Raw genomic sequence first — 21,235 nt, 5'->3', positions numbered from 1 at the left:
CCTAGGGGATCAGGTTTTCTGCCACCACACGCCGGTATGGTCGATCTTGTGGATCTCTTCGGTGATCCCCTGCGCGTCCCGGTAATCGTGGATCGCCTGGCGGCAGGCCTTGATCCCGCCATAGTCGTCGACGATGACAAACCCGCCCGGAGCCAGCCGGGGATAAAGCGCCGAAATCGCCTGGATGGTTGACTCGTACATATCCCCGTCCAGCCGGATCAACGCGAATTGCGGCACGTCAAGCTTGTGCAGCGTGTCCTTGAACCAGCCGACCACGAACTCGACCCGATCATCCAGCAGGTCATAGGCCTCAAAGGTCTTCTTGACCGCATCGACCCCCACGGCCAACCGCCCGCGCGTGTGATAGCGGCTGCCCTTGTCTGCCGGATAGTCTTCTTCGTTGGGGGGCGGCAGCCCCTCGAAACTGTCGGCAAGATACACCTTGCGGTCCTCGATGCCGCGAAACTTCAGCACCCCGCGCACCATCGCAGACGCGCCGCCGCGCCAGACGCCGGTTTCGATGAAATCGCCCGGCACGTCCTCTGCGATCACCCGGTCGGTCAGGTGCGCGACATTCTGCAACCGCCGGACCCCCGCCATGCTGTGCCCGACAACCGGCCAGTCGCGCCCCTGAAAGCGCTTTTTCCTGTCAAACGCGATCTTGTTGCCGCGCCGCACAATCCGCCGGTCTCCGCCATAAATCATGTCGGTCAGGCATTTTGCCATGAGATCCACGTACATCTCGAAACCGGGATCGGATACCGAAACCTTGTGCAGGTCCGATTGTGGCGTGGCTTGGGTCTGGTCGGTCACTTGCTTGTCCATTCTGGTGTCCTTCATGCCGCCAATCCGCGGCCTTTCAACAGGGCTCCGACCTCGGGCAGGCGCCCCCGGAACGCGGTATAGAGCACATCCGGTTCCTGCGAGCCGCCGGCGGACAGGATATGTTCTTCCAACGCCTGCGCCCGCTCGGGATCGAACGCGCCACCGGCCTCTTCAAAGGCGGCAAAGGCATCGGCATCCATCACCTCGGACCACATGTAGCTGTAATAGCCGCTGGAATATCCATCGCCCGCAAAGACATGCGCGAAATGCGGCGTGGCGTGGCGCATCCCGATCGCGTGCGGCATGCCCAGCTCTCCGAGGATCTCGGCCTGGCGCGCCATCGGATCGGCGGGGGCGTCGCCCTGGTGAAACGCCAGGTCAACCATCGCCGAGGCCACGTATTCCACGGTCTGAAAGCCCATGTCGAACGTCGCCGCACCCAACACCTTGTCGAGCATCTCTGCCGGCATCGCCTGGCCGGTTTCCGCATGTACCGCAAATTCGCGCAGCACTTCGGGCACTTCCAGCCAGTGTTCATAGAGCTGGCTGGGCAATTCCACGAAATCGCGCGCGACCGACGTGCCCGAAATGCTCTCGTAGGTGACATCCGACAGCATCTGGTGCAGCGCGTGGCCGAATTCATGAAACAGCGTGCGCGCATCGTCATAGGACAACAGCGCCGGATCGCCCTTGGCAAAGTTGCAGACATTGATGACAATCGGTGCCTGCACACGCGGGAACCTGGCCTGCGACCGCATCGCCGAGCACCAGGCCCCGGACCGTTTCGATCCACGCGCGAAGTAATCCCCGATGAACAGCGCCACGTGCTCGCCTTTGCGCGTCACCTCCCACGCCCGGCAATCCGGGTGATACAACGGCAGATCGACCGCCCGGAACTCCAGCCCGAACAGGCGATTGGCACAGGAAAACGCCGCCTCGATCATCCGGTCGAGTTGCAGGTAGGGCTTGAGCGCGGCCTCGTCCAGGTCATGCTCGGCCTTGCGCCGCTTCTCCGCATAATACCGCCAGTCCCAGGGCTCCAGAGCGCCGTTGATACCGTCCTCATGCATCATCCGGGCGAGCACCTCGGCATCCTGATCCGCGCGCGCCCTGGCCGGTTCCCAGACCGCCATCAAAAGGTCGCGCACCTTGTCCGGCGTGCGCGCCATTTCGGTTTCCAGCTTGTAGTCCGCAAAGCTGTCATATCCCAGCAAAGCCGCCCGTTCCTGCCGCAGGGCCAGAATCTCGGCGGCAATCGCGCGGTTATCCGTATCGCCGCCATTCGCGCCACGCGCCACCCAAGCGGCATAGGCCCGTTCGCGCAGATCGCGGCGCGGCGAGAATTGCAGGAACGGCACGATGATCGACCGCGACAGGGTGACAACCGGCCCTGCCACGCCCTTTTCCCGCCCCGCCGCCTGCGCCGCATCGACGGCAAATGCCGGCAGCCCGTCAAGATCGGCCTCGGACAGTTCCATGAACCATTCCCGCTCATCCGCCAGCAGGTTCTGGGTAAAGGCGGTCCCAAGCGTGGCAAGCCGCGACTTGATCTCTTTCATGCGCGCTTCCGCGTCGCCTTCAAGCGCCGCGCCGGCCCGCACCAGGCCGCGATGGGTCAGCAGGAGAACCCGCGCCTGCTCGGCGGTCAGGCGCAACTCATCCTTGCGCGCCCAGAGTTCGGCCACCCGCCGAAACAGCACCTTGTTGGCGGAAATATCCGAGAAATGCGCCGCAAGCCTGGGTGAGAATTCCCGTTGCAGGGCCTCGCGGTCCGGGTTGCTGTCGGCCCCGGATACGGTGAAGAACACCGACAGGACCTTGTCCAGCGCCTCGCCCGCAGCCTCGAGCGCCTCGACCGTGTTGGCAAAGCTTGCCGGTTCGGAATTGGTTGCAATCGCCGCGATCTCGGCCCTGTGCTGCTCCAGCGCAGTGTCAAGCGCGGGGGCGAAATCGCTGTCAGAGATCGCGTCAAAAGGGGCAATCTGAAACGCTGTGTTCCAGTCGGTCAGGATCGGGTTGGTCATGGCAATCTCCTTCTGACACGCAAGCTAGGAGCGCACGGCCCCCGGGTCCAGTGGCCGGCGCGAGATTTCTGCTGTGGGGGTCAGCCCACCCGCCCCTTGCCGCCGCAAACCGGGCAATCCGCGCGCGGCGCAAGCCGGATGGTGCGGGTCTCGCCATAGAGCGCATCATAGATCAGCATCTGCCCCCGCAGCGGTGCCCCGGCATCGGTCACCACCTTGATCGCCTCGACCGCCATCATCGCGCCCACCACTCCGGGCAGCGGGCCAATCACCCCGGCCTCGGCACAGGAGGGGGCCAGCCCGGGCGCCGGGGCCTCGGGGAATATACACTGATAACAGGGGCCTGAATGCGCCGGGTCAAAAACCGAAAGCTGCCCTTCCCATTGCGACAAGGCCCCCGAGACCAGCGGCTTGCCCGCCGCCACCGCCGTGGCATTCGACAGGTAACGGGTGTCGAAATTGTCGGTGCCGTCAAGGATCAGGTCATATTCCGCGAACAGGTCCGCGGCGATTTCAGACGTCAGCCTGCGGTGATAGGGGCGTACCGTCACCGCCGGGTTCTGGGCCAGCATCGCCTGTTGTGCGGAAAACACCTTGGGCATGCCGATATCTGCGTCACGGTGGATGACCTGCCGTTGCAGGTTGGCGTTTTCCACCACGTCATCGTCGATCACACCGATTGTACCGATGCCGGCGGCGGCAAGATACTGCAAGGCCGGCGCGCCAAGACCACCCGCCCCGATCACGAGGATACGCGCCTGTTTCATGCGCTTCTGCCCCGGCCCGCCAATCTCGCGCAGCACGATGTGACGGGCATACCGGTCCAGCTCGGTTGCGCTGAACGTGCCCCCCGGCTGTGGCGTGGATTGCGGCGCGTCGCCAGCCCGCGCCCGATTGCGCAGCGCCAGCAGCCCGCGCCGGTACAGCGCGACGATCCCCGCGAACCCGGCGAGCAACAGCCAAGGCGCGGGCGCGCCGCCAGTCACCACCCGGACCGGATGCCCCACCGGCAGGATCAGCTGCGCCAACAGCACGACGCCGAAAAGGGCCGCCAACAGCGTCAGCCGCGCCTGTCGCGACACGCCCATCCAGCCACCGCCCCACCAGATCAGCGCGGCAAATCCAAGAACCAGCAGCATCAGCCCCGCCCGGTCGACCCAAAGCCGCCCGCGCCACGTTCCGTATCGCCCAGCCCATCGGCCAGGTCGAAACGCGCCTGCACCACCGGGGCCACGACCATCTGCGCGATCCGATCGCCATGAGCGATCTCAAACGGGGCCTCGCCCGCGTTCATCACGATCACCCCAAGCGGACCGCGATAGTCGCTGTCGATGGTGCCCGGCGCATTGGGCAGCGTGATGCCATGCTTGAGCGCCAGCCCCGAACGCGGGCGGATCTGCGCCTCGTACCCTTCGGGTATCTCGATGCGCAACCCGGTCGGCACCAGCGCACGCGCGCCCGGCGCCAGCGTTACGGTTCCGCGATCGGCAAAATTGGCGCGCAGGTCGGCCCCCGCCGCCCCTGCCGTTTCATACGAGGGCAGCGGCACGTCCCGGTCGGCACCGTCTTCAAATATCACCCGAATTGCTACCATTTCACCTGGCCCTTGTTGGTCATCTGCCCCGACGCCGGGGCGGTCAATCAATCTGCGAGCGCCGCCGCGATACGCTGGGCAAGCTGTTGCGCCACCGCGTCCTTGCCCATGCGCGGCCAGGTCTCGGCCCCGTCATCGCTGATCAGGACAATGGCGTTTTCGCTGCCGCCCATGATGCCGGTCGCCGGGCTGACGTCATTGGCGACGATCCAGTCACAGCCCTTGCGCGCCCGCTTGGCGGTGGCGTTTTCCAGCACATCGTTGGTTTCGGCGGCAAAGCCCACAACCAGCGGCGGACGTCCCTCGCGCATCTGCGACACCGTGGCGAGAATGTCGGGGTTTTCCGCGAATTCGAGCACCGGCAATCCATCGCGGCTTTTCTTGAGCTTGCGGTCGCTGGCCTGCGCCATGCGCCAATCCGCCACCGCTGCGGCGAAAACACCGGCATCCACCGGCAATGCCGCCTGTACCGCCTCGGCCATCTGCAACGCGGTCTGCACGCGCACGACCTCGACACCATCGGGCGGCGGCACATCGGCGGGACCGGTGACAAACACCACCTCGGCCCCGAGCCCGGCCAGCGCCCGCGCCACCGCCGTGCCCTGTGCTCCGGACGACCGGTTGGCAATGTAACGCACCGGGTCGATGGGTTCATGCGTCGGCCCCGACGTCACAAGGATACGTTTGCCCCGCAGCGGCCCGTCGGTCAGCGCGGTCTCGATGGCCGCGACGATCTCCATCGGCTCTGCCATGCGCCCCGGCCCGAATTCACCACAGGCCATGCTGCCCTCGTTGGGTCCGACACAACGGATACCATCCGCGATCAGCCGGGCATGGTTGCGCCGCGTCGCCGGGTGCTCCCACATGCGCACGTTCATCGCAGGAGCAATCAGAACCGGCGTGTCGGTCGCCAACAGCAGGGTCGAGGCCAGGTCATTGGCCAGCCCGCCCGCCATCTTGGCCATCAGGTCGGCGGTTGCCGGGGCCACCACGATCAGGTCGGCACTGCGCGACAGCTGGATATGGCCCATCTCGGCCTCATCCCCGAGATCGAACAGATCCCGGTAGAGTTTCTGCCCCGCGAGCCCCGACACCGCCAGCGGCGTGACAAATTCCTCGCCCGCGCGGGTCAGAACCGGGGTCACGCTCGCCCCCCGGTCCTGCAAGCGCCGGATCAGTTCCAGCGATTTATAGGCCGCGATCCCGCCACCGATGATCAGCAAAATGCGTTTTGACGCCAGCATCCCGTGCCCCCTGGTTCAGATCGCCCCGACCATATGCGGGCGGCTCACGATCTGCCAGCGCATTTCATCCGTCGTCGCGGAATGCAGTGCACGGATCTTCGCGCGCGGGGGCCTCGCTGTCGAGGACCGCGTCAAACGCGCCGTCGATCCGGCCGGCTTCGGACTGGCCCAGAACGAACAGGTTCAGACCCGGCTGTACCCGGTCCAGATAGACCGGGATGCCCCAATCGCGCCGGGCGTGCCCGTTGCCGGTGATCACCGCCACCGGCCCGCCGGTTTCCTTGAACGCCGCGATGACTTCACGCGCCAGAACCGCGTCGCGCAGACGCTGAATGTCGACCATGGCCCGCATCCGCTCGCGCGGCACCGCCTCGCAATGGGCGGCAAATTGCAGTGCTTCGCGGGCGGCCTCTTGGGCCTCGGGCAAGTGGGTCGTCAGACCGTATCGTTCGGCATCCGCCCCGAACACCGTGGCCGGGCCGCTCTGGATGGTTGCAAGCGCCGCTTCGCGCGGAACCTCGCCGCCAAAGATCCGCGCATCGGGAGCGGCGAGAAAAACCTGGTGATACATCGAAAACGCGGGCCAGCCGGATTGCGACCATTCCAGCGCCGTCGCCAGACGCTCTGGCGCGTGAATCATCTCGGAGGTGATCCGGCCCGCCTCGTCCCGCGTCAGCATTTCCCAGACCACGGCCTTGGGTTGCAACGCGCTCAGAACCGCATGCTGGTTGGCGTGATGGGCGGGGTTGTCATGCACCTCGCCCACGATCACCACATCCGCGTTCTGCAATCGTGCAATCACGTCCTCAGGCAGATCGGCCGCCCAGAGCGGCGCGGCCATCAGTGCCAGGATCAATATCTGAATGAACCTCATGCGAAGAAGGTTTGCACCTCGCGCGCGCGGGTTTCAAGGCTCTTGCGCATCTTCTGGAACGCCGCCGCCTCGAGCTGGCGAATGCGCTCTTTCGACAGGCCCAGCTCCTCGCCAAGATTTTCAAGGGTACGGGGCGTGTCGCGCAGCTTGCGTTCGCGCACGATGAACCGTTCGCGCTCGGGCAGGTCGTTCATCGCCAGCAGCAACCATTCCCGCAATTGTGCCCGGTCATGGCGGTCTTCGACAAGCTCGGCGGCCTGCGCCCCTTGGTCTTCGAGGGCATCGATCCATTCGCGCCCCTCATCCTCGGTCGATTGCGTCGCATTCAGCGAAAAATCACCCCCCGACAGACGGCCATCCATCATCTCGACATCGCGCAACGGCACGCCCACCTCGGAGGCAATCAGCTGGTGCAGCTGGTGCCGGTCCAGTTGCGCGCCCTGCGCCGCCGCCGTGCGTTCGAGCTGTGCCTGAACCCGGCGCATGTTGAAGAACAGGGATTTCTGGCTGCTGGTGGAACCGGTCCGCACCATCGACCAGTTGCGCATGACGTAATCCTGGATCGACGCCTTGATCCACCAGACCGCATAGGTCGAAAAGCGCACTCCGCGGTCCGGGTCGAACTTGTCCGCCGCCTTCATCAGGCCCAGCCCCGCCTCCTGCACCAGATCGTTCATCGGCGCGCCATAGCGGCGGAACCTGGCGGCCATGGAAATCGCCAGCCGCATATAGGCGTTGATCAGCCGGTGCAGCGCCGCTTCGTCACGGTCATCGCGCCAGGCATGGGCCAGCCGCAATTCGGTTTCCGCATCCAGCAACTCGGCCTTCATGGCCTTGCGCGTCAGGGACATGTCGTTCTGTGAATCCAGTGCCATCCTTACCCCCGGTCTGTGACCCGATCTTCGGCGGGTTGTTTTGCGTTTTCATGACAGATACGCAGGGCGCAGAAGTTTGGATCAATCATGGGTAGACGGACGTGCAACCAACCCACACCCTCGTTCTGGGCGGCGCAGCCTCGGGCAAATCGGCCTTTGCCGAAGGGCTTGCCGAGGGCGCGGACAAACCGATGGTCTATATAGCAACCGCACAGGTGTTCGACGCCGAGATGCGTGACAAGATCGACCTGCATGTGGCGCGCCGGGGCGATGCATGGAGCACGATCGAGGCTCCCCTGGATGTGGCCGCCGCGCTCCGGTCGCTGACGCCGCAACAGGTCTGTCTGCTCGATTGCGCGACCATGTGGCTCAGCAACCAGATGCTGGCCGGGCATGACATCGCCGGGGCCGAGGCCATGCTGGTGGACGCGATCCGGACCTGTGCCGCCGACCTGGTGATCGTGACCAACGAAGTGGGCCAGGGGATCGTGCCGGACAACCCGCTCGCCCGCCGGTTTCGCGAGACACAGGGGCGGCTCAACATCACGCTGGCACGGGAATGTCACACGGTTGTGCAGGTCGTGGTCGGTTTGCCGCGCGTGCTGAAGGGGGAATTGCCATGACCACGTTCCACTGGGTCCGCCATGGCCCCACCCATGAACGCGCCTTTGTCGGCTGGCGTGACGTGCCCGCCGACCTGTCCGACACGGCACAGATCGCGCGGCTGAACCGATTCCTGCCCGGGGATGCCGTCGTGGTGGCTTCCGACCTGATCCGCGCCACGGCCACGGCCGACGTGCTCAGCGCCGGTCGGACCCGCCTGCCCGACTTGCCCGAACTGCGCGAGTTTCACTTTGGCGACTGGGACGGGCGGCATTTTTCCGACGTCGCCAAGAGCCATCCCGCGCTGAGCCGCGCCTATTGGGAAACCCCCGGCGACCCGATGCCACCGGGCGGAGAAAGCTGGAACATGGCGGCGCAACGCATCCGCCCTGCGGTGGACCGGTTGATCGAGACGCATCGCGGCGGGCACATCATCGCCGTGGCCCATATCGGCGTCATCATGACCCAGATCGAGCGCGCCACTGGCCAGCCTGCACAGCAGGTGATCGGCAACAGGATCGACAATCTGTCGATCACCGAACTGCACCTGGCGGATGCCGGGTGGCAGGTCCGGCGCATCAATCATCTTCCGTGATGAACGCGGCCACAAATCGCCATTTTACCGGCCCCTGCCCCGCATCTAGGCTCGGAACATGACCTATGATCTGTTTATCGGCGACCGGATGTTCTCAAGCTGGTCCTTGCGCGGATGGCTGATGTTCGAGAAATTCGACATCCCCTGCGACACCCACCTGGTTGGCTTGTATTCCGGCACCATGGCCCGCGACATGGCGGAACTGGCACCGGCGCGGCTGGTTCCGGCGGTCAGAACCCCGGACGGCACCGTCATCGGCGAGAGCCTCGCCATCGGCGAAACACTGGCCGAACGCCACCCCGAGGCCGGAATGTGGCCCGCCGAACCCGCAAACCGGGCCACGGCGCGCTGGCTCTGCGCCGAAATGGCCAGCGGCTTTGGCGCGCTCAGGGCGGAATGCCCGATGCAATTGATGCATTGTTACCGCGGCTTCCAACCCTCGGACGCGGTCATGGCCGACCTGCAACGCATCGAAACCCTGTGGAGCCACGCGCGCACGATATCGGGGAGCAGATCCGGCTGGCTATTTGGCAACTACACGCTTGCCGAGGTGTTCTATACCCCGGTCGCGGCGCGGATCGTCGGATATGGCCTGCCCGTGTCCGACAGGGCGCTGGCCTATTGCCATGCCCTGCTGGCCGACCCGGCGGTTCTGGCCTGGCGCATCGCGGCACATGAAATCACCTATGATCCCCTGCCCTATCCCAGCGACCTGCCAACGGCACCCTGGCCCGATTTCACGTCACGCTGACACCCCCCGGCATCCAGAAACGGAAAAGGCCCCCTCCGATCCATCGGAGGGGGCCTTGTCATGTCTTGACGTGGCAGACCGGGTCTTACCAGTCTTCGCGCACCACGATGCGGGTCTTGATCGGCAGCTTCATCGCGGCAAGGCGCAGCGCCTCGCGGGCGATGTCGTCATTGACGCCATCAAGCTCGAACATCACGCGGCCCGGCTTGACCTTGGCAGCCCAGAAATCAACCGAACCCTTACCCTTACCCATCCGGACTTCGGTGGGTTTGGAGGTGACCGGCGTATCCGGGAAGATACGGATCCAGACACGGCCCTGACGTTTCATGTGACGCGTCATGGCACGACGTGCAGCTTCGATCTGGCGGGCCGTCACGCGCTCGGGCTGGAGAGCCTTGAGGCCATAGGTGCCAAAGTTCAGATCGCTTCCGCCTTTTGCCAGGCCGCTGATCCGGCCTTTGTGCATCTTGCGGAATTTTGTACGTTTTGGTTGAAGCATTGTCGTATCTCCTTAGCGGCGGCCACCAGCACCACGGGGTGCGGGACCATCCTGGAGTTCCTGAGCTTTACGGTCACGTGCAGCGGGGTCGTGTTCCATGATCTCGCCTTTGAAGATCCAGGTCTTGATCCCGATGATCCCGTAGGCGGTCGAGGCCTCTACATGTGCGTAATCGATGTCGGCACGCAGCGTGTGCAGCGGAACGCGACCCTCGCGATACCATTCGGTCCGCGCGATCTCGGCACCACCCAGACGACCGGCCAGGTTCACCCGGATACCCAGGGCACCCATGCGCATGGCGTTCTGAACGGCACGTTTCATCGCACGGCGGAACGATACCCGGCGCTCGAGCTGCTGTGCGATGGACTCGCCCACCAGCGCGGCGTCAAGCTCGGGCTTGCGCACTTCGACGATGTTCAGGTGCAGCTCGCTGTCGGTCATGTTGGCGATTTTCTTGCGCAGCGTTTCGATATCCGCGCCTTTCTTGCCAATGATGACCCCCGGACGCGCCGTGTGGATCGTGACGCGGCACTTCTTGTGCGGACGCTCGATGATCACGCGGCTGACACCGGCCTGTTTGCACTCATCCTTGATGAACTCGCGGATGTTCAGGTCTTCCAGCAGCAGATCACCATAGTCCTTGGTGTCCGCGTACCAGCGGCTGTCCCAGGTGCGGTTCACCTGAAGGCGCATGCCAATCGGATTGACTTTGTTACCCATTAGGCTTGCTCCTCGACTTGGCGAACTTTGATGGTCAGTTCCGAGAACGGCTTCATGATCTTGCCGAACCGGCCACGGGCCCGAGGGCGACCGCGCTTGAGGGTCATGTTCTTGCCAACATAGGCCTCGGCGACGATCAGTTCATCGACGTCCAGGTTGTGGTTGTTCTCGGCATTCGCAATCGCGGACTGAAGGCATTTCTTCACATCCTCGGCGATCCGCTTGTTGCTGAAGGTCAGATCGGTCAGGGCACGATCGACTTTCTTGCCACGGATCATCGCGGCAACCAGGTTCAGTTTCTGCGGGCTGGTGCGAAGCATGCGCAGTTTTGCCATTGCTTCATTGTCTGCCACGCGGCGGGGGTTCTTTTCCTTGCCCATGACTTACTTCCGCTTCGCTTTCTTGTCAGCGGCGTGACCGTAATAGGTCCGGGTCGGGGAGTATTCACCGAACTTCTGACCGATCATGTCTTCGCTGACGTTGACTGGGATATGTTTCTTGCCGTTGTAGACGCCAAACGTCAGGCCCACGAACTGGGGCAGGATCGTCGAGCGGCGCGACCAGATCTTGATGACTTCGTTGCGACCGCTTTCGCGGGCCGCTTCGGCCTTTTTCAACACATATGCGTCGACAAAAGGACCTTTCCAAACAGAGCGAGACATCTATCAGCGTCCCTTCTTCTTGGCGTGCCGCGAGCGGATGATCAGCTTGCTGGACGCTTTGTTCTTGTTGCGGGTTTTTGCACCCTTCGTCGGCTTGCCCCACGGCGTCACCGGGTGGCGACCACCCGAGGTACGGCCTTCACCACCACCATGGGGGTGGTCGATCGGGTTCATGACCACACCACGCACAGAGGGGCGAACGCCCTTGTGGCGCATGCGGCCAGCCTTACCAAAGTTCTGGTTGCTGTTGTCGGGGTTGGACACGGCACCGATGGACGCCATGCATTCCTGACGCACCAGGCGCAGTTCGCCCGAAGACAGGCGGATCTGGGCATAGCCACCGTCGCGGCCGACGAACTGGGCATAGGTGCCCGCGGCGCGTGCGATCTGGCCACCCTTGCCGGGCTTCATCTCGATGTTGTGGACAATGGTACCGATCGGCATGCCCGAGAACGGCATCGCGTTGCCCGGCTTGATATCGGCCTTGGCAGAGGCGATGACCTGGTCACCAACAGCCAGACGCTGGGGGGCCAGGATATAGGCGCGCTCGCCATCGGCATAGTTGATCAGGGCGATGAAGGCGGTCCGGTTCGGGTCATATTCGATCCGTTCGACGGTTGCCGCCACGTCCAGCTTGTTGCGCTTGAAATCGACGATCCGGTAAAGGCGCTTTGCCCCACCGCCCGTGCGACGCATAGTAATCCGCCCGGTGTTGTTCCGGCCGCCCGATTTGGTCAGACCCTGGGTAAGGGATTTGACCGGACGTCCTTTGTACAGCTCCGAACGGTCGATCAGCACCAGCCCGCGCTGGCCCGGCGTCGTCGGCTTATACGACTTGAGTGCCATGCTTTCTGTCTTCCGTTTAGCAATGCAGCGGGTTTGCCCGCCGCTATGTTTGAGGCCCCCGTAGGTGCCAGATTTGTAGGGCCCCGAAGGTCCCCGGTTATAAACATCAGAAGCCCCGGAACGAATCCGGGGCCACGACGATGCGCCCGTTTAGGCGATCAGGGTAACAGGGTCAAGGCCGCGAATGCAAAACCCGGCAATCCCGTTCACCGCTCCAGCGCGCGCGCCTCGGCAAAAGACAGGAGACGGCGCTGGTTTTCATCCCACAGGTGCAAACGGGCATTGGCAAGGCTCTGGCGTATGGTCATCTGATTGCTGTTCGCCAGCTCCTCGTGATCGCGCAGCACCTCGGTCAGCCTGTAAAACGGGATCCTGCTGTAGAGATGGTGAACATGATGGATACCGATATTGGCGCTGACCCATTGCAGGACAGAGGGCAATATATAATGCGAGCTGCCATGCAGCGCGGCTTCGTGCAATTGCCAGTTCTCCTGGATATTCCAGTGCGTATCCTCGAACTGGTGCTGAACATAGAACAGCCAGACCCCCGCCGAGGCCGCGATCAGTGTCGTCGGCAGGAAAATCAGCAGCAGCGGCATCCAACCGCCAAAATGATAGACAATCAAAAGCGCCAGAACGATGGCGACATTTGTCACCATCGCGCTGACCCAGTATTTCAGGCTATTCATCAATCCCAGCGGCACACGGTTCTGCAACAGGAACAGATAGCCGGGTCCAAAGACAAAAAGCGTCACCGGATGACGATAGGCCCGGTAAAGGAACCGGTTTAGCGGCGTCATGTCCCGGTATTCGGCGACCGTCAGCGTATGGATATCCCCGATGCCGCGCTTGTCCAGGTTGCCGGAACTGTTGTGGTGGATGGAATGCGTGCGACGCCAGACGTCATACGGGGTCAGGGTCAGTACGCCGATGACCCGCCCCACCCAATCGCTCAGGGCACGGTTCTTGAAGAAAGCCCCATGCCCGCAATCATGCTGGATCGCGAAAAGCCGCAGCAGAAAAGCGGCATTGACCGAGGCGATCGCAAAGGTCAGCCAGTAACTCACCGAAAGCGACAGCCATGCCAGCGCCCAAAGCGCCAGAAAGGGAATGAGGCTGACGGCTAGCTCATAACAACTGCGCAGCTGGTCCGGTTCGCGATACCTGGCAAGGGTCGTAACCCAATCGCGCGCATTGGCCGCCGTCGGCGTTTCCCCGGCCGGCAGAGACGGTTCACTCATGCGTCTACCCTGTCTGTTGTTACGGATCAAACCGGGTTGAATACCGCACCGGCCAAGCAAGTGATTTCACGGCAAGACGCCGTCAGCTGCGATCAAGACCCAACGTCACCGCCTATAGAAAAACCCCCGCTTTCGCGGGGGCTTTCATATCATTCCAAAGACAACGTCCGATCAAAGACCGGTGGATACGTCGATGGTGTTGCCCTCTTCGAGGGTCACATAGGCTTTCTTGACGTCCTTGCGCTTGCCCAGCTGGCCGCGGAAACGCTTGGCCTTGCCCTTGGTGATGGTGGTGTTGACCGCCTTCACCTTGACACCGAACAAGGCTTCGACCGCCTCTTTGATCTGCGGCTTGTTGCTGTCGATCGCCACCTCGAACACCACTGCGCCGCTCTCGGAGGCCATGGTGGATTTCTCGGTGATGACCGGCTTGCGGATCACGTCGTAATGTTCTGCTTTCGCGCTCATTTCAGACGAGCCTCCAGTGCTTCGACACCCGCCTTGGTGATCACCAGGGTGTCACGCTTGAGGATGTCATATACGTTTGCGCCCATCGACGGCAGGACATCCAGACCCTCGATGTTGCGGGCGGCCTTGGCAAAGCCTTCGTTGACAGCCGCGCCATCGATGACCAGAGCGCGTTTCCAGCCCAGGTTCTTGACCTGCTTGGCCAGGGCGGCGGTCTTGCCCTCTGCGGTTGCGTCTTCGATGATGACCAGTTCACCCGCCTTGGCCTTGGCCGACAGCGCGTGGCGCAGGCCCAGCTTGCGGAACTTCTTGGTCAGGTCATGGCCGTGGCTGCGCACGACGGGACCCTTGTAGATGCCACCACCACGGAAAATCGGCGCGTTGCGGTCACCGTGGCGTGCGCCGCCGGTGCCCTTCTGGCGATAGATCTTCTTGGTCGAATAGCTGGTCTCGCTGCGGGTCTTGACCTTGTGGGTCCCGGCCTGCGCGTTGTTGCGCTGCCAGCGCACGACGCGGTGCAGGATGTCCGCACGCGGCTCCAGCCCGAACAGTTCGGCATTGAGCTCGATGTCGCCGGCCTTCGCGCCGTCCAGTTTGATCACGTCAAGTTTCATGCTTCACCACCTTCCGCGGGCGCTTCTTCCGCGGGTGCTTCGGTTGCGGCTTTCTTCAGGCCAGCCGGGAACGGCACGCCTTCGGGCAGCTTTTTCTTGACCGCGTCCTTGACCGTGACCCAGCCACCCTTGGAGCCGGGAACGGCACCCTTGATGAACACCAGGCCGCGATCGGCGTCGGTCTTGACGACTTCCAGGTTCTGCGTGGTCACACGGGCAGCCCCCATGTGGCCGGCCATTTTCTTGCCTTTGAAAACCTTGCCGGGATCCTGACACTGACCGGTCGAACCGTGCGAACGGTGGCTGATCGACACGCCGTGCGTGGCGCGCAGACCGCCGAAGTTGTGGCGCTTCATGCCACCGGCGAAACCCTTACCGATCGAGGTGCCGCTGACGTCGACTTTCTGGCCTTCCAGAAAGTGTTCCGCCGACAGTTCTTCGCCAACGCCGATCAGGTTGTCCTCGCTCACGCGGAACTCGGCAACCTTGCGCTTGGGCTCGACCTTGGCGGCCGCGAAATGCCCGCGCATGGCCTTGCTGACACGCTTGACCTTGGAGGTTCCGGCACCCAGCTGAACGGCGGTATAGCCATCCTTGTCGGTGGTGCGCTGTGCGACAACCTGCAGCTGGTCCAGTTGCAGGACGGTCACAGGGATCTGCTTGCCGTCTTCCAGGAACAGCCGGGTCATGCCGACTTTCTTTGCGATAATACCAGAGCGCATGTTCACTACCCTCCGATTACGATTGCAGCTTGATCTCGACATCCACGCCAGCGGCGAGGTCGAGCTTCATCAGCGCGTCCACGGTCTGGGGGGTCGGATCAACGATGTCCAGCAGGCGCTTGTGCGTGCGGATTTCGAACTGGTCACGAGATTTCTTGTCAACGTGGGGACCACGCAGAACGGTGAATTTCTCGATCTTGTTGGGCAGCGGGATCGGGCCACGGACGTTGGCACCGGTCCGCTTGGCTGTGTTCACGATTTCCTGCGTGCTGGCATCCAGGACGCGGTAATCGAAAGCTTTCAGCCGAATGCGAATGTTTTGGCTTTGCATTTCGTCAGCCTTTCAAGGCTTTTGGAGTTGATAGGACGACCGCTGGCTCATTCCGGCGGCCCTCTTCGAACCCGAAGGGCGGGAATGATTCCCGCCCATAGGTCAAATCGTGTGTACGATCCGGGGCGCATAACCCGCCCCGGAGCGATCATCAAGCCCTTACTCGACGATCTTTGAGACGACGCCCGCGCCGACGGTGCGGCCGCCTTCGCGGATGGCGAAGCGGAGGCCTTGTTCCATGGCGATCGGCGCGATCAGTTCGACGCCAAAGGACACGTTGTCGCCCGGCATCACCATCTCGGTGCCTTCGGCCAGCGTCACGGTGCCGGTCACGTCCGTCGTGCGGAAGTAGAACTGCGGACGGTAGTTCGCGAAGAACGGCGTGTGACGGCCACCCTCTTCCTTGGTCAGGATATAGGCTTCGGCTTCGAACTTGGTGTGCGGCGTCACCGAACCCGGCTTGCAGAGAACCTGGCCACGCTCGACACCTTCACGGTCAACACCGCGCAGCAGCGCGCCGATGTTGTCGCCCGCTTCGCCGCGATCCAGCAGCTTGCGGAACATTTCAACACCCGTGCAGGTGGTTTTCTTGGTGTCGCGGATGCCGACGATCTCGATTTCGTCGCCAACGTTGATCACGCCACGCTCGACACGGCCGGTCACAACCGTACCACGGCCCGAGATCGAGAACACGTCTTCGATCGGCATCAGGAACGGCTGGTCAACCGCACGCTCGGGCGTGTCGATATAGTCGTCAACAGCCGCCATCAGCTCCTTGATCTTCTCTTCGCCGATTTCCGGCTTGTTGCCTTCCATCGCCGCCAGAGCAGAACCCGCGATGATCGGGATATCGTCGCCCGGATAGTCGTAGGAGCTCAGCAGTTCGCGGATCTCCATTTCCACCAGCTCGAGCAGCTCTTCGTCGTCAACCTGGTCGACCTTGTTCATGAACACGACCATCTTCGGGATGCCAACCTGGCGGCCCAGCAGGATGTGCTCGCGGGTCTGCGGCATCGGGCCGTCAGCGGCGTTCACAACCAGGATCGCGCCGTCCATCTGCGCCGCACCGGTGATCATGTTCTTCACATAGTCCGCGTGGCCGGGGCAGTCCACATGCGCATAGTGGCGGTTCTCGGTCTCGTATTCCACGTGCGCGGTCGAGATGGTGATCCCGCGGGCCTTCTCTTCCGGCGCGCCGTCGATCTGGTCATAGGCCTTGAAGTCACCGAAATACTTGGTGATTGCCGCGGTCAGCGTCGTCTTGCCGTGGTCAACGTGGCCAATCGTGCCGATGTTGACGTGCGGCTTGTTACGCTCAAACTTTTCCTTTGCCATGATGGCCTCCTTTGTCTGTCGGGGGCCGGGCATCTGCCCGGCCTGCGGTACTGGCAGGGCGGGGTCTCCCCCGCCTCGCCGCTTATGCGTATTTCGACTGGATCTCGTCGCTGATGTTCTGCGGAACCGGGTCGTAGTGATCGAACTGCATGGTGAAGTTCGCTCGGCCCGAGCTCATCGAACGCAGCGTGTTGATGTAGCCGAACATGTTGGCCAGAGGCACCATCGCGTCAATGGCGATCGCGTTGCCACGTTGCTCCTGTCCGGTCACCTGACCACGACGGCTGGTCAAGTCGCCGATAATCCCACCGGTATACTCTTCCGGCGTGATGACCTCGACCTTCATGATCGGCTCCAACAACTTGGCGCCAGCCTTTTTCATGCCTTCGCGCATACCCATGCGCGCCGCGATTTCAAAGGCCAGAACGCTGGAGTCAACGTCGTGGAACTTGCCGTCGATCAGAGCAACCTTGAAGTCGATCACTGGGAAGCCAGCCAGCGGGCCGCTGTCCATGACCGAGTTGATGCCCTTTTCAACACCCGGGATGTATTCCTTGGGAACGGCACCACCAACGATGCGGCTCTCGAAGGAATAGCCTTCGCCCGGCTCTGTCGGCGAGATGATCATCTTCACCTCGGCGAACTGGCCCGAACCACCCGACTGTTTCTTGTGGGTGTAGGTGTGCTCGACCTCGTGACCGATGGTCTCGCGATAGGCCACCTGCGGCGCACCGATATTGGCTTCGACCTTGAATTCACGCTTGAGACGGTCCACCAGGATGTCCAGGTGAAGTTCGCCCATGCCCTTCATGATGGTCTGACCGGATTCCAGGTCGGTTTCCACGCGGAAGGACGGGTCTTCGGCGGCCAGACGGGCCAGACCCTGCGACATCTTCTCCTGGTCGGCCTTGGTTTTCGGCTCGACCGCGATCTCGATAACCGGATCGGGGAAGGTCATGGTTTCCAGAACGACCGGGTCGTTGACCGCACAGAGCGTGTCACCGGTGGTGGTGTCCTTGAGACCCGCCAGCGCGATGATGTCGCCCGCAAACGCTTCGGTGATTTCCTCGCGGTTGTTGGAGTGCATCATCATCATCCGGCCAACGCGCTCTTTCTTGCCCTTGGTCGAGTTCAGAAGAGTCGCGCCCTTTTCCAGCGTGCCGGAATAGATACGGGTAAAGGTCAAGGAGCCGACAAACGGGTCGTTCATGATTTTGAACGCCAGAGCCGAGAACGCCATTTCATCATCCGCACGGCGGGCGATGTTCCGTTCTTCGGTTTCGTCACCGGGTTTGAAGCCCATGTAGTCAACCACGTCCAGCGGGCTGGGGAGATAGTCGATCACGGCATTGAGCAGCGGCTGAACACCTTTGTTCTTGAACGCAGAACCACCCAGAACCGGGACGAAGTGCAGCGCCAGCGTGCCCTTGCGCAGCAGTTTGCGCAGGGTCGGCACGTCGGGCTCGTTGCCTTCGAGATATTCCATCATCGCTTCGTCGTCTTCTTCGACGGCCGCTTCGATCATCTTGCCGCGCCATTCGTCGGCCATGTCCTTGAGGCTGTCGCGGATCGGGGCCTTGATCCAGCTTGCGCCGAGATCTTCACCCTGCCACAGCCACTCTTCCATGGTCACGAGGTCAACCAGACCTTCCAGCTCGTTCTCGGCACCGATCGGGATACCAACCGGCACGGCGCGCGCGCCGGTGCGGTCTTCGATCATGCGAACGCAGTTGAAGAAGTCGGCACCGATCTTGTCCATCTTGTTGACGAACACCATGCGCGGAACCTTGTAGCGATCAGCCTGACGCCACACGGTTTCGGTCTGGGGCTCGACGCCGGCATTGGCGTCCAGAACACAGACGGCACCGTCGAGAACCGCCAGCGAACGCTCGACCTCGATGGTAAAGTCAACGTGGCCGGGGGTGTCGATGATGTTCAGACGATGCTTGGGCGAGTCGGCGGTCTGGCCATCTTCGGTGCGTTCCCAGAAGGTGGTGGTCGCAGCCGAGGTGATGGTGATCCCGCGTTCCTGCTCCTGCTCCATCCAGTCCATGGTGGCCGCACCATCGTGCACCTCACCGATGTTGTGGGATTTGCCGGTGTAGAACAGGATCCGTTCGCTGCAGGTGGTCTTGCCTGCATCGATATGGGCCATGATGCCGAAGTTGCGGTAGCGGTCGAGCGGATAATCGCGTGCCATGAGTTCCGTGCCTCTGAGGGTTTACCAGCGGTAATGGCTGAAGGCTTTGTTCGCCTCGGCCATCTTGTGGGTGTCTTCGCGCTTTTTCACCGCGGAACCGCGGGATTGTACAGCGTCCAGAAGCTCGCCGGCGAGACGCTCTTCCATGGTGTTCTCGTTGCGGGCGCGGCTGGCCTTGATCAGCCAGCGGATCGCCAGCGCTTCGCGGCGCTCGGGGCGAACTTCGACCGGAACCTGGTAGGTGGCACCACCCACACGGCGCGAACGGACTTCGACGCTGGGTTTGATGTTGTCGAGCGCTTCGTGGAACACTTCGACGGGCGAACGCTTGATCTTGCCTTCGACGCGATCCATCGCGTTGTAGACGATGCGCTCGGCAACAGATTTCTTGCCATCGATCATGAGGTTGTTCATGAACTTGGTCAGAACGATATCGCCAAACTTGGCGTCGGGCAGGACTTCGCGTTTTTCGGCGGCGTGACGACGTGACATATCAGCCTCTCCTTCTTACTTGGGACGCTTGGCGCCGTATTTCGAACGGCGTTGCTTACGGTCTTTGACGCCCTGCGTGTCCAGAACACCGCGCAGGATGTGATAGCGCACACCGGGAAGGTCTTTGACACGGCCGCCGCGGATCAGGACAACCGAGTGTTCCTGAAGGTTGTGGCTCTCACCCGGGATATACGAGATGACCTCGAAACCGTTGGTCAGGCGCACCTTGGCAACCTTCCGCATGGCCGAGTTCGGTTTTTTCGGCGTCGTGGTGTACACGCGCGTGCAAACGCCACGCTTCTGCGGGCATTCCTGCAGATGCATGGACTTGGATCGTTTGATTTTAGGCTGGCGCGGCTTGCGGATCAGCTGTTGGATCGTTGGCATTCCGGTTCTTTCCCCGTTTCGCAACATACATGTCATGCACGCATGTGCGTGCGGTTCAAATTCTTCGCAACTTACGCGTCCGCAAGCGCAAAAACCGCAATCGTTCCCATTCCGAGGTGAACGACGCGGCGGGTATACAGAGGATCGGGGCGATAGGTGCCCGGATCGTGACCACTTCAGTATAGATTTCGACCGCTGGGGCGACCCCCAAAGCCGAGATGAGACCGGCGTATAAGAGGAGTCGCAGAGCGTGTCAACAGCCCGCGGCCGTTGCCGGCCGGCCCGGCCCATGCAGGGTCGTCACCGGGCCTTCACCGGGCCGATCGCGCCGACCGGACCGCCCGTTCACGGTAGAGTGTGAACACCCCGGTTGCCACCACGATCCCCGCCCCCAATAGGGTCAGATCCGATGGCCAGTCGCCAAATACCAGCCAGCCCAGGGCCAGCGCCCACAACAAGCCGGTATAGCGGAACGGCGCAATCACGGCGATGTCCCCCACCCGCATCACCATCACGCTGAACAGATAGCCGCCAAGGATAAAGAACGATGCGCCCCCGACAAGCAGCGTCAGTCGCAGATCGAGCGGTTGCCACTCGGTCCCCACCGACCCAAGCCCGAAAAACACCAGCACAGCCAGCGATGCAACCAGCGTAACGGTCATCGAGGGCACCGATGCCGACATGCGCCGCGTTGCGAGATCGCGCACCGTGACGCACAGCACCGCGGCAAGCGCATAGACCGAGTCGATGTCAAAGCCGTTTGGTCCCGGCCTCACGATCAGCAACATGCCGCAGAAGCCGACAAGGATCGCGCTCATCCGCCGCCAGCCTACCGGGTCACCAAAGAACAGGGCCGCGCCAAGGGTCACGGTCAACGGCAGCACTTGCAACACCGCCGTGACATTGGCCAGCGGCATGTTCAACAGCGCGGTCAGAAAAAAATAGGCCGCCGCGATTTCCGCGACCGAACGCAGTGCTACAAGGCCCCAGTCATGGGGCGACAAGTCGAACCGCAGCGCCCCCAGATGCCGCGCCAGCAGATAGATCAGCAGGCTGGTCACGATACCCCGCAGCGTCAGCAGCTGAAACAAGGGGAGCGCGTTGTCGGTGGCCTTGATACAGGCATCGTTCAGCGTGAACGCGGCCATGCTTGCCATCATCAGCAGCGAGCCATGCAGGTTTGGCGACATCGAGTGCTCCGTGAGAATGGGGCCGCGCCCCGCTTGCCCGTCCGGTCAATCGCAAATCCGCAGGCGGATCAAGTGCCGAGCTTCATATCTGCGCGCCGGGCAGAAAAAAGCCCCCCGCACAAGCAGCGCGGGGGGCAATCCTG

General features: G+C 62.6%; 25 protein-coding genes. 3 read left to right on the top strand and 22 right to left on the bottom strand.

The window, feature by feature from the left end; translation table 11 throughout:
* Positions 1 to 9 precede the first annotated feature (9 nt).
* From ACP15R_RS18190 to ACP15R_RS18160, 7 genes are all read right to left on the bottom strand, one after another.
* On the bottom strand, positions 10 to 840 hold the full coding sequence (locus tag ACP15R_RS18190; RefSeq protein ID WP_424987630.1) for a TylF/MycF/NovP-related O-methyltransferase: 831 nt from the start codon (positions 838 to 840) through the stop codon (positions 10 to 12).
* A complete protein-coding gene (locus tag ACP15R_RS18185) occupies positions 837 to 2,849 on the bottom strand; it encodes a M3 family metallopeptidase (RefSeq protein WP_424987629.1) in 2,013 nt (670 codons plus the stop codon). Before ACP15R_RS18185 ends, ACP15R_RS18190 begins: the two co-directional genes overlap by 4 nt.
* Positions 2,850 to 2,929: 80 nt before the next feature.
* A complete protein-coding gene (gene moeB / locus ACP15R_RS18180; protein WP_424987628.1) occupies positions 2,930 to 3,988 on the bottom strand; it encodes a molybdopterin-synthase adenylyltransferase MoeB in 1,059 nt (352 codons plus the stop codon).
* A complete protein-coding gene (dut, locus tag ACP15R_RS18175) occupies positions 3,988 to 4,443 on the bottom strand; it encodes a dUTP diphosphatase (RefSeq protein ID WP_424987627.1) in 456 nt (151 codons plus the stop codon). Before dut ends, moeB begins: the two co-directional genes overlap by 1 nt.
* Before the next feature lie 47 nt (positions 4,444 to 4,490).
* Positions 4,491 to 5,687, bottom strand: coding sequence for a bifunctional phosphopantothenoylcysteine decarboxylase/phosphopantothenate--cysteine ligase CoaBC (coaBC, locus tag ACP15R_RS18170; protein ID WP_424987626.1), 1,197 nt, complete (start codon positions 5,685 to 5,687; stop codon positions 4,491 to 4,493).
* A gap of 64 nt (positions 5,688 to 5,751) precedes the next feature.
* Positions 5,752 to 6,561: a ChaN family lipoprotein gene (locus ACP15R_RS18165; RefSeq protein ID WP_424987625.1), complete on the bottom strand. Its 810-nt coding sequence runs from the start codon at positions 6,559 to 6,561 to the stop codon at positions 5,752 to 5,754.
* Entirely contained in the window at positions 6,558 to 7,436 is an 879-nt protein-coding gene (locus ACP15R_RS18160) for an RNA polymerase factor sigma-32 (RefSeq protein WP_424987624.1), read from the bottom strand. The genes ACP15R_RS18165 and ACP15R_RS18160 overlap by 4 nt, the downstream gene beginning before the upstream one ends.
* A 101-nt stretch (positions 7,437 to 7,537) precedes the next feature.
* On the opposite strand from ACP15R_RS18160, the gene cobU reads away from it, so the two are divergent.
* Genes cobU through ACP15R_RS18145 form a run of 3 tightly spaced genes read left to right on the top strand, consistent with a single transcriptional unit; the run spans position 7,538 to position 9,385 of the window.
* Positions 7,538 to 8,059: a bifunctional adenosylcobinamide kinase/adenosylcobinamide-phosphate guanylyltransferase gene (gene cobU, locus ACP15R_RS18155; RefSeq protein ID WP_424987623.1), complete on the top strand. Its 522-nt coding sequence runs from the start codon at positions 7,538 to 7,540 to the stop codon at positions 8,057 to 8,059.
* Positions 8,056 to 8,634 carry a histidine phosphatase family protein gene (locus ACP15R_RS18150; protein WP_424987621.1) on the top strand — a complete coding sequence of 193 codons (579 nt, stop codon included), beginning with the start codon at positions 8,056 to 8,058 and terminating at the stop codon, positions 8,632 to 8,634. The genes cobU and ACP15R_RS18150 overlap by 4 nt, the downstream gene beginning before the upstream one ends.
* Before the next feature lie 58 nt (positions 8,635 to 8,692).
* Positions 8,693 to 9,385 (top strand): glutathione S-transferase, encoded by a 693-nt coding sequence (locus ACP15R_RS18145; protein ID WP_424987620.1) that lies wholly within the window; start codon positions 8,693 to 8,695, stop codon positions 9,383 to 9,385.
* Between the two features lie 85 nt (positions 9,386 to 9,470).
* Here the strand turns inward: ACP15R_RS18145 and rplP are convergent, their stop codons facing one another.
* From rplP to ACP15R_RS18070, 15 genes are all read right to left on the bottom strand, one after another.
* Entirely contained in the window at positions 9,471 to 9,884 is a 414-nt protein-coding gene (gene rplP / locus ACP15R_RS18140; protein ID WP_424987619.1) for a 50S ribosomal protein L16, read from the bottom strand.
* 12 nt (positions 9,885 to 9,896) lie between these two features.
* Positions 9,897 to 10,604 carry a 30S ribosomal protein S3 gene (gene rpsC, locus ACP15R_RS18135; protein WP_424987618.1) on the bottom strand — a complete coding sequence of 236 codons (708 nt, stop codon included), beginning with the start codon at positions 10,602 to 10,604 and terminating at the stop codon, positions 9,897 to 9,899.
* Positions 10,604 to 10,984 (bottom strand): 50S ribosomal protein L22, encoded by a 381-nt coding sequence (gene rplV, locus ACP15R_RS18130; protein WP_369953039.1) that lies wholly within the window; start codon positions 10,982 to 10,984, stop codon positions 10,604 to 10,606. Before rplV ends, rpsC begins: the two co-directional genes overlap by 1 nt.
* A gap of 3 nt (positions 10,985 to 10,987) precedes the next feature.
* Complete coding sequence (rpsS, locus tag ACP15R_RS18125; protein ID WP_106609258.1) at positions 10,988 to 11,266, bottom strand: 30S ribosomal protein S19; 279 nt, start codon at positions 11,264 to 11,266, stop codon at positions 10,988 to 10,990.
* A gap of 3 nt (positions 11,267 to 11,269) precedes the next feature.
* Positions 11,270 to 12,112, bottom strand: a complete 843-nt coding sequence (gene rplB, locus ACP15R_RS18120; protein ID WP_424987617.1) for a 50S ribosomal protein L2 — start codon at positions 12,110 to 12,112, stop codon at positions 11,270 to 11,272.
* Between the two features lie 206 nt (positions 12,113 to 12,318).
* A complete protein-coding gene (locus ACP15R_RS18115; protein WP_424987616.1) occupies positions 12,319 to 13,353 on the bottom strand; it encodes a fatty acid desaturase in 1,035 nt (344 codons plus the stop codon).
* A 171-nt stretch (positions 13,354 to 13,524) separates the two neighbouring features.
* Complete coding sequence (locus tag ACP15R_RS18110; protein WP_424987615.1) at positions 13,525 to 13,821, bottom strand: 50S ribosomal protein L23; 297 nt, start codon at positions 13,819 to 13,821, stop codon at positions 13,525 to 13,527.
* Complete coding sequence (gene rplD, locus ACP15R_RS18105) at positions 13,818 to 14,435, bottom strand: 50S ribosomal protein L4 (protein ID WP_424987614.1); 618 nt, start codon at positions 14,433 to 14,435, stop codon at positions 13,818 to 13,820. The genes ACP15R_RS18110 and rplD overlap by 4 nt, the downstream gene beginning before the upstream one ends.
* Positions 14,432 to 15,157 (bottom strand): 50S ribosomal protein L3, encoded by a 726-nt coding sequence (rplC, locus tag ACP15R_RS18100; RefSeq protein ID WP_424987613.1) that lies wholly within the window; start codon positions 15,155 to 15,157, stop codon positions 14,432 to 14,434. Before rplC ends, rplD begins: the two co-directional genes overlap by 4 nt.
* Positions 15,158 to 15,173: 16 nt before the next feature.
* Positions 15,174 to 15,488 carry a 30S ribosomal protein S10 gene (rpsJ, locus tag ACP15R_RS18095; RefSeq protein ID WP_008756422.1) on the bottom strand — a complete coding sequence of 105 codons (315 nt, stop codon included), beginning with the start codon at positions 15,486 to 15,488 and terminating at the stop codon, positions 15,174 to 15,176.
* Positions 15,489 to 15,647: 159 nt separating this feature from the next.
* Positions 15,648 to 16,823, bottom strand: a complete 1,176-nt coding sequence (gene tuf / locus ACP15R_RS18090; RefSeq protein WP_424987598.1) for an elongation factor Tu — start codon at positions 16,821 to 16,823, stop codon at positions 15,648 to 15,650.
* An 82-nt stretch (positions 16,824 to 16,905) separates the two neighbouring features.
* The gene (gene fusA, locus ACP15R_RS18085; RefSeq protein ID WP_424987611.1) at positions 16,906 to 19,023 is read right to left on the bottom strand and encodes an elongation factor G; all 2,118 of its coding nucleotides are present in this window, start codon (positions 19,021 to 19,023) and stop codon (positions 16,906 to 16,908) included.
* Between the two features lie 21 nt (positions 19,024 to 19,044).
* Positions 19,045 to 19,515, bottom strand: coding sequence for a 30S ribosomal protein S7 (rpsG, locus tag ACP15R_RS18080; RefSeq protein ID WP_424987610.1), 471 nt, complete (start codon positions 19,513 to 19,515; stop codon positions 19,045 to 19,047).
* A gap of 15 nt (positions 19,516 to 19,530) precedes the next feature.
* The gene (rpsL, locus tag ACP15R_RS18075) at positions 19,531 to 19,902 is read right to left on the bottom strand and encodes a 30S ribosomal protein S12 (protein ID WP_011570072.1); all 372 of its coding nucleotides are present in this window, start codon (positions 19,900 to 19,902) and stop codon (positions 19,531 to 19,533) included.
* 311 nt (positions 19,903 to 20,213) lie between these two features.
* Positions 20,214 to 21,092, bottom strand: a complete 879-nt coding sequence (locus tag ACP15R_RS18070) for a DMT family transporter (RefSeq protein WP_424987609.1) — start codon at positions 21,090 to 21,092, stop codon at positions 20,214 to 20,216.
* Positions 21,093 to 21,235 lie beyond the last annotated feature (143 nt).

Source organism: Microbulbifer sp. S227A (assembly GCF_049800935.1).
This window is presented reverse-complemented; position numbering and strand designations above follow the sequence as displayed.

Excerpts from the sequence above, each read along its gene's own strand:
- rplV (WP_369953039.1), bottom strand. The coding sequence starts at position 10,984 with ATGGGCAAGGAAAAGAACCCCCGCCGCGTGGCAGACAATGAAGCAATG.
- rpsJ (WP_008756422.1), bottom strand. The coding sequence starts at position 15,488 with ATGCAAAGCCAAAACATTCGCATTCGGCTGAAAGCTTTCGATTACCGC.
- tuf (WP_424987598.1), bottom strand. The coding sequence starts at position 16,823 with ATGGCAAAGGAAAAGTTTGAGCGTAACAAGCCGCACGTCAACATCGGC.
- moeB (WP_424987628.1), bottom strand. The coding sequence starts at position 3,988 with ATGCTGCTGGTTCTTGGATTTGCCGCGCTGATCTGGTGGGGCGGTGGC.
- rpsS (WP_106609258.1), bottom strand. The coding sequence starts at position 11,266 with ATGTCTCGCTCTGTTTGGAAAGGTCCTTTTGTCGACGCATATGTGTTG.
- rplC (WP_424987613.1), bottom strand. The coding sequence starts at position 15,157 with ATGCGCTCTGGTATTATCGCAAAGAAAGTCGGCATGACCCGGCTGTTC.
- ACP15R_RS18145 (WP_424987620.1), top strand. The coding sequence starts at position 8,693 with ATGACCTATGATCTGTTTATCGGCGACCGGATGTTCTCAAGCTGGTCC.
- ACP15R_RS18150 (WP_424987621.1), top strand. The coding sequence starts at position 8,056 with ATGACCACGTTCCACTGGGTCCGCCATGGCCCCACCCATGAACGCGCC.
- rplD (WP_424987614.1), bottom strand. The coding sequence starts at position 14,435 with ATGAAACTTGACGTGATCAAACTGGACGGCGCGAAGGCCGGCGACATC.
- ACP15R_RS18110 (WP_424987615.1), bottom strand. The coding sequence starts at position 13,821 with ATGAGCGCGAAAGCAGAACATTACGACGTGATCCGCAAGCCGGTCATC.
- rpsC (WP_424987618.1), bottom strand. The coding sequence starts at position 10,604 with ATGGGTAACAAAGTCAATCCGATTGGCATGCGCCTTCAGGTGAACCGC.
- ACP15R_RS18160 (WP_424987624.1), bottom strand. The coding sequence starts at position 7,436 with ATGGCACTGGATTCACAGAACGACATGTCCCTGACGCGCAAGGCCATG.
- rpsG (WP_424987610.1), bottom strand. The coding sequence starts at position 19,515 with ATGTCACGTCGTCACGCCGCCGAAAAACGCGAAGTCCTGCCCGACGCC.
- ACP15R_RS18190 (WP_424987630.1), bottom strand. The coding sequence starts at position 840 with ATGAAGGACACCAGAATGGACAAGCAAGTGACCGACCAGACCCAAGCC.
- ACP15R_RS18115 (WP_424987616.1), bottom strand. The coding sequence starts at position 13,353 with ATGAGTGAACCGTCTCTGCCGGCCGGGGAAACGCCGACGGCGGCCAAT.
- rpsL (WP_011570072.1), bottom strand. The coding sequence starts at position 19,902 with ATGCCAACGATCCAACAGCTGATCCGCAAGCCGCGCCAGCCTAAAATC.
- fusA (WP_424987611.1), bottom strand. The coding sequence starts at position 19,023 with ATGGCACGCGATTATCCGCTCGACCGCTACCGCAACTTCGGCATCATG.
- ACP15R_RS18185 (WP_424987629.1), bottom strand. The coding sequence starts at position 2,849 with ATGACCAACCCGATCCTGACCGACTGGAACACAGCGTTTCAGATTGCC.
- coaBC (WP_424987626.1), bottom strand. The coding sequence starts at position 5,687 with ATGCTGGCGTCAAAACGCATTTTGCTGATCATCGGTGGCGGGATCGCG.
- ACP15R_RS18165 (WP_424987625.1), bottom strand. The coding sequence starts at position 6,561 with ATGAGGTTCATTCAGATATTGATCCTGGCACTGATGGCCGCGCCGCTC.
- ACP15R_RS18070 (WP_424987609.1), bottom strand. The coding sequence starts at position 21,092 with ATGTCGCCAAACCTGCATGGCTCGCTGCTGATGATGGCAAGCATGGCC.
- rplP (WP_424987619.1), bottom strand. The coding sequence starts at position 9,884 with ATGCTTCAACCAAAACGTACAAAATTCCGCAAGATGCACAAAGGCCGG.
- rplB (WP_424987617.1), bottom strand. The coding sequence starts at position 12,112 with ATGGCACTCAAGTCGTATAAGCCGACGACGCCGGGCCAGCGCGGGCTG.
- dut (WP_424987627.1), bottom strand. The coding sequence starts at position 4,443 with ATGGTAGCAATTCGGGTGATATTTGAAGACGGTGCCGACCGGGACGTG.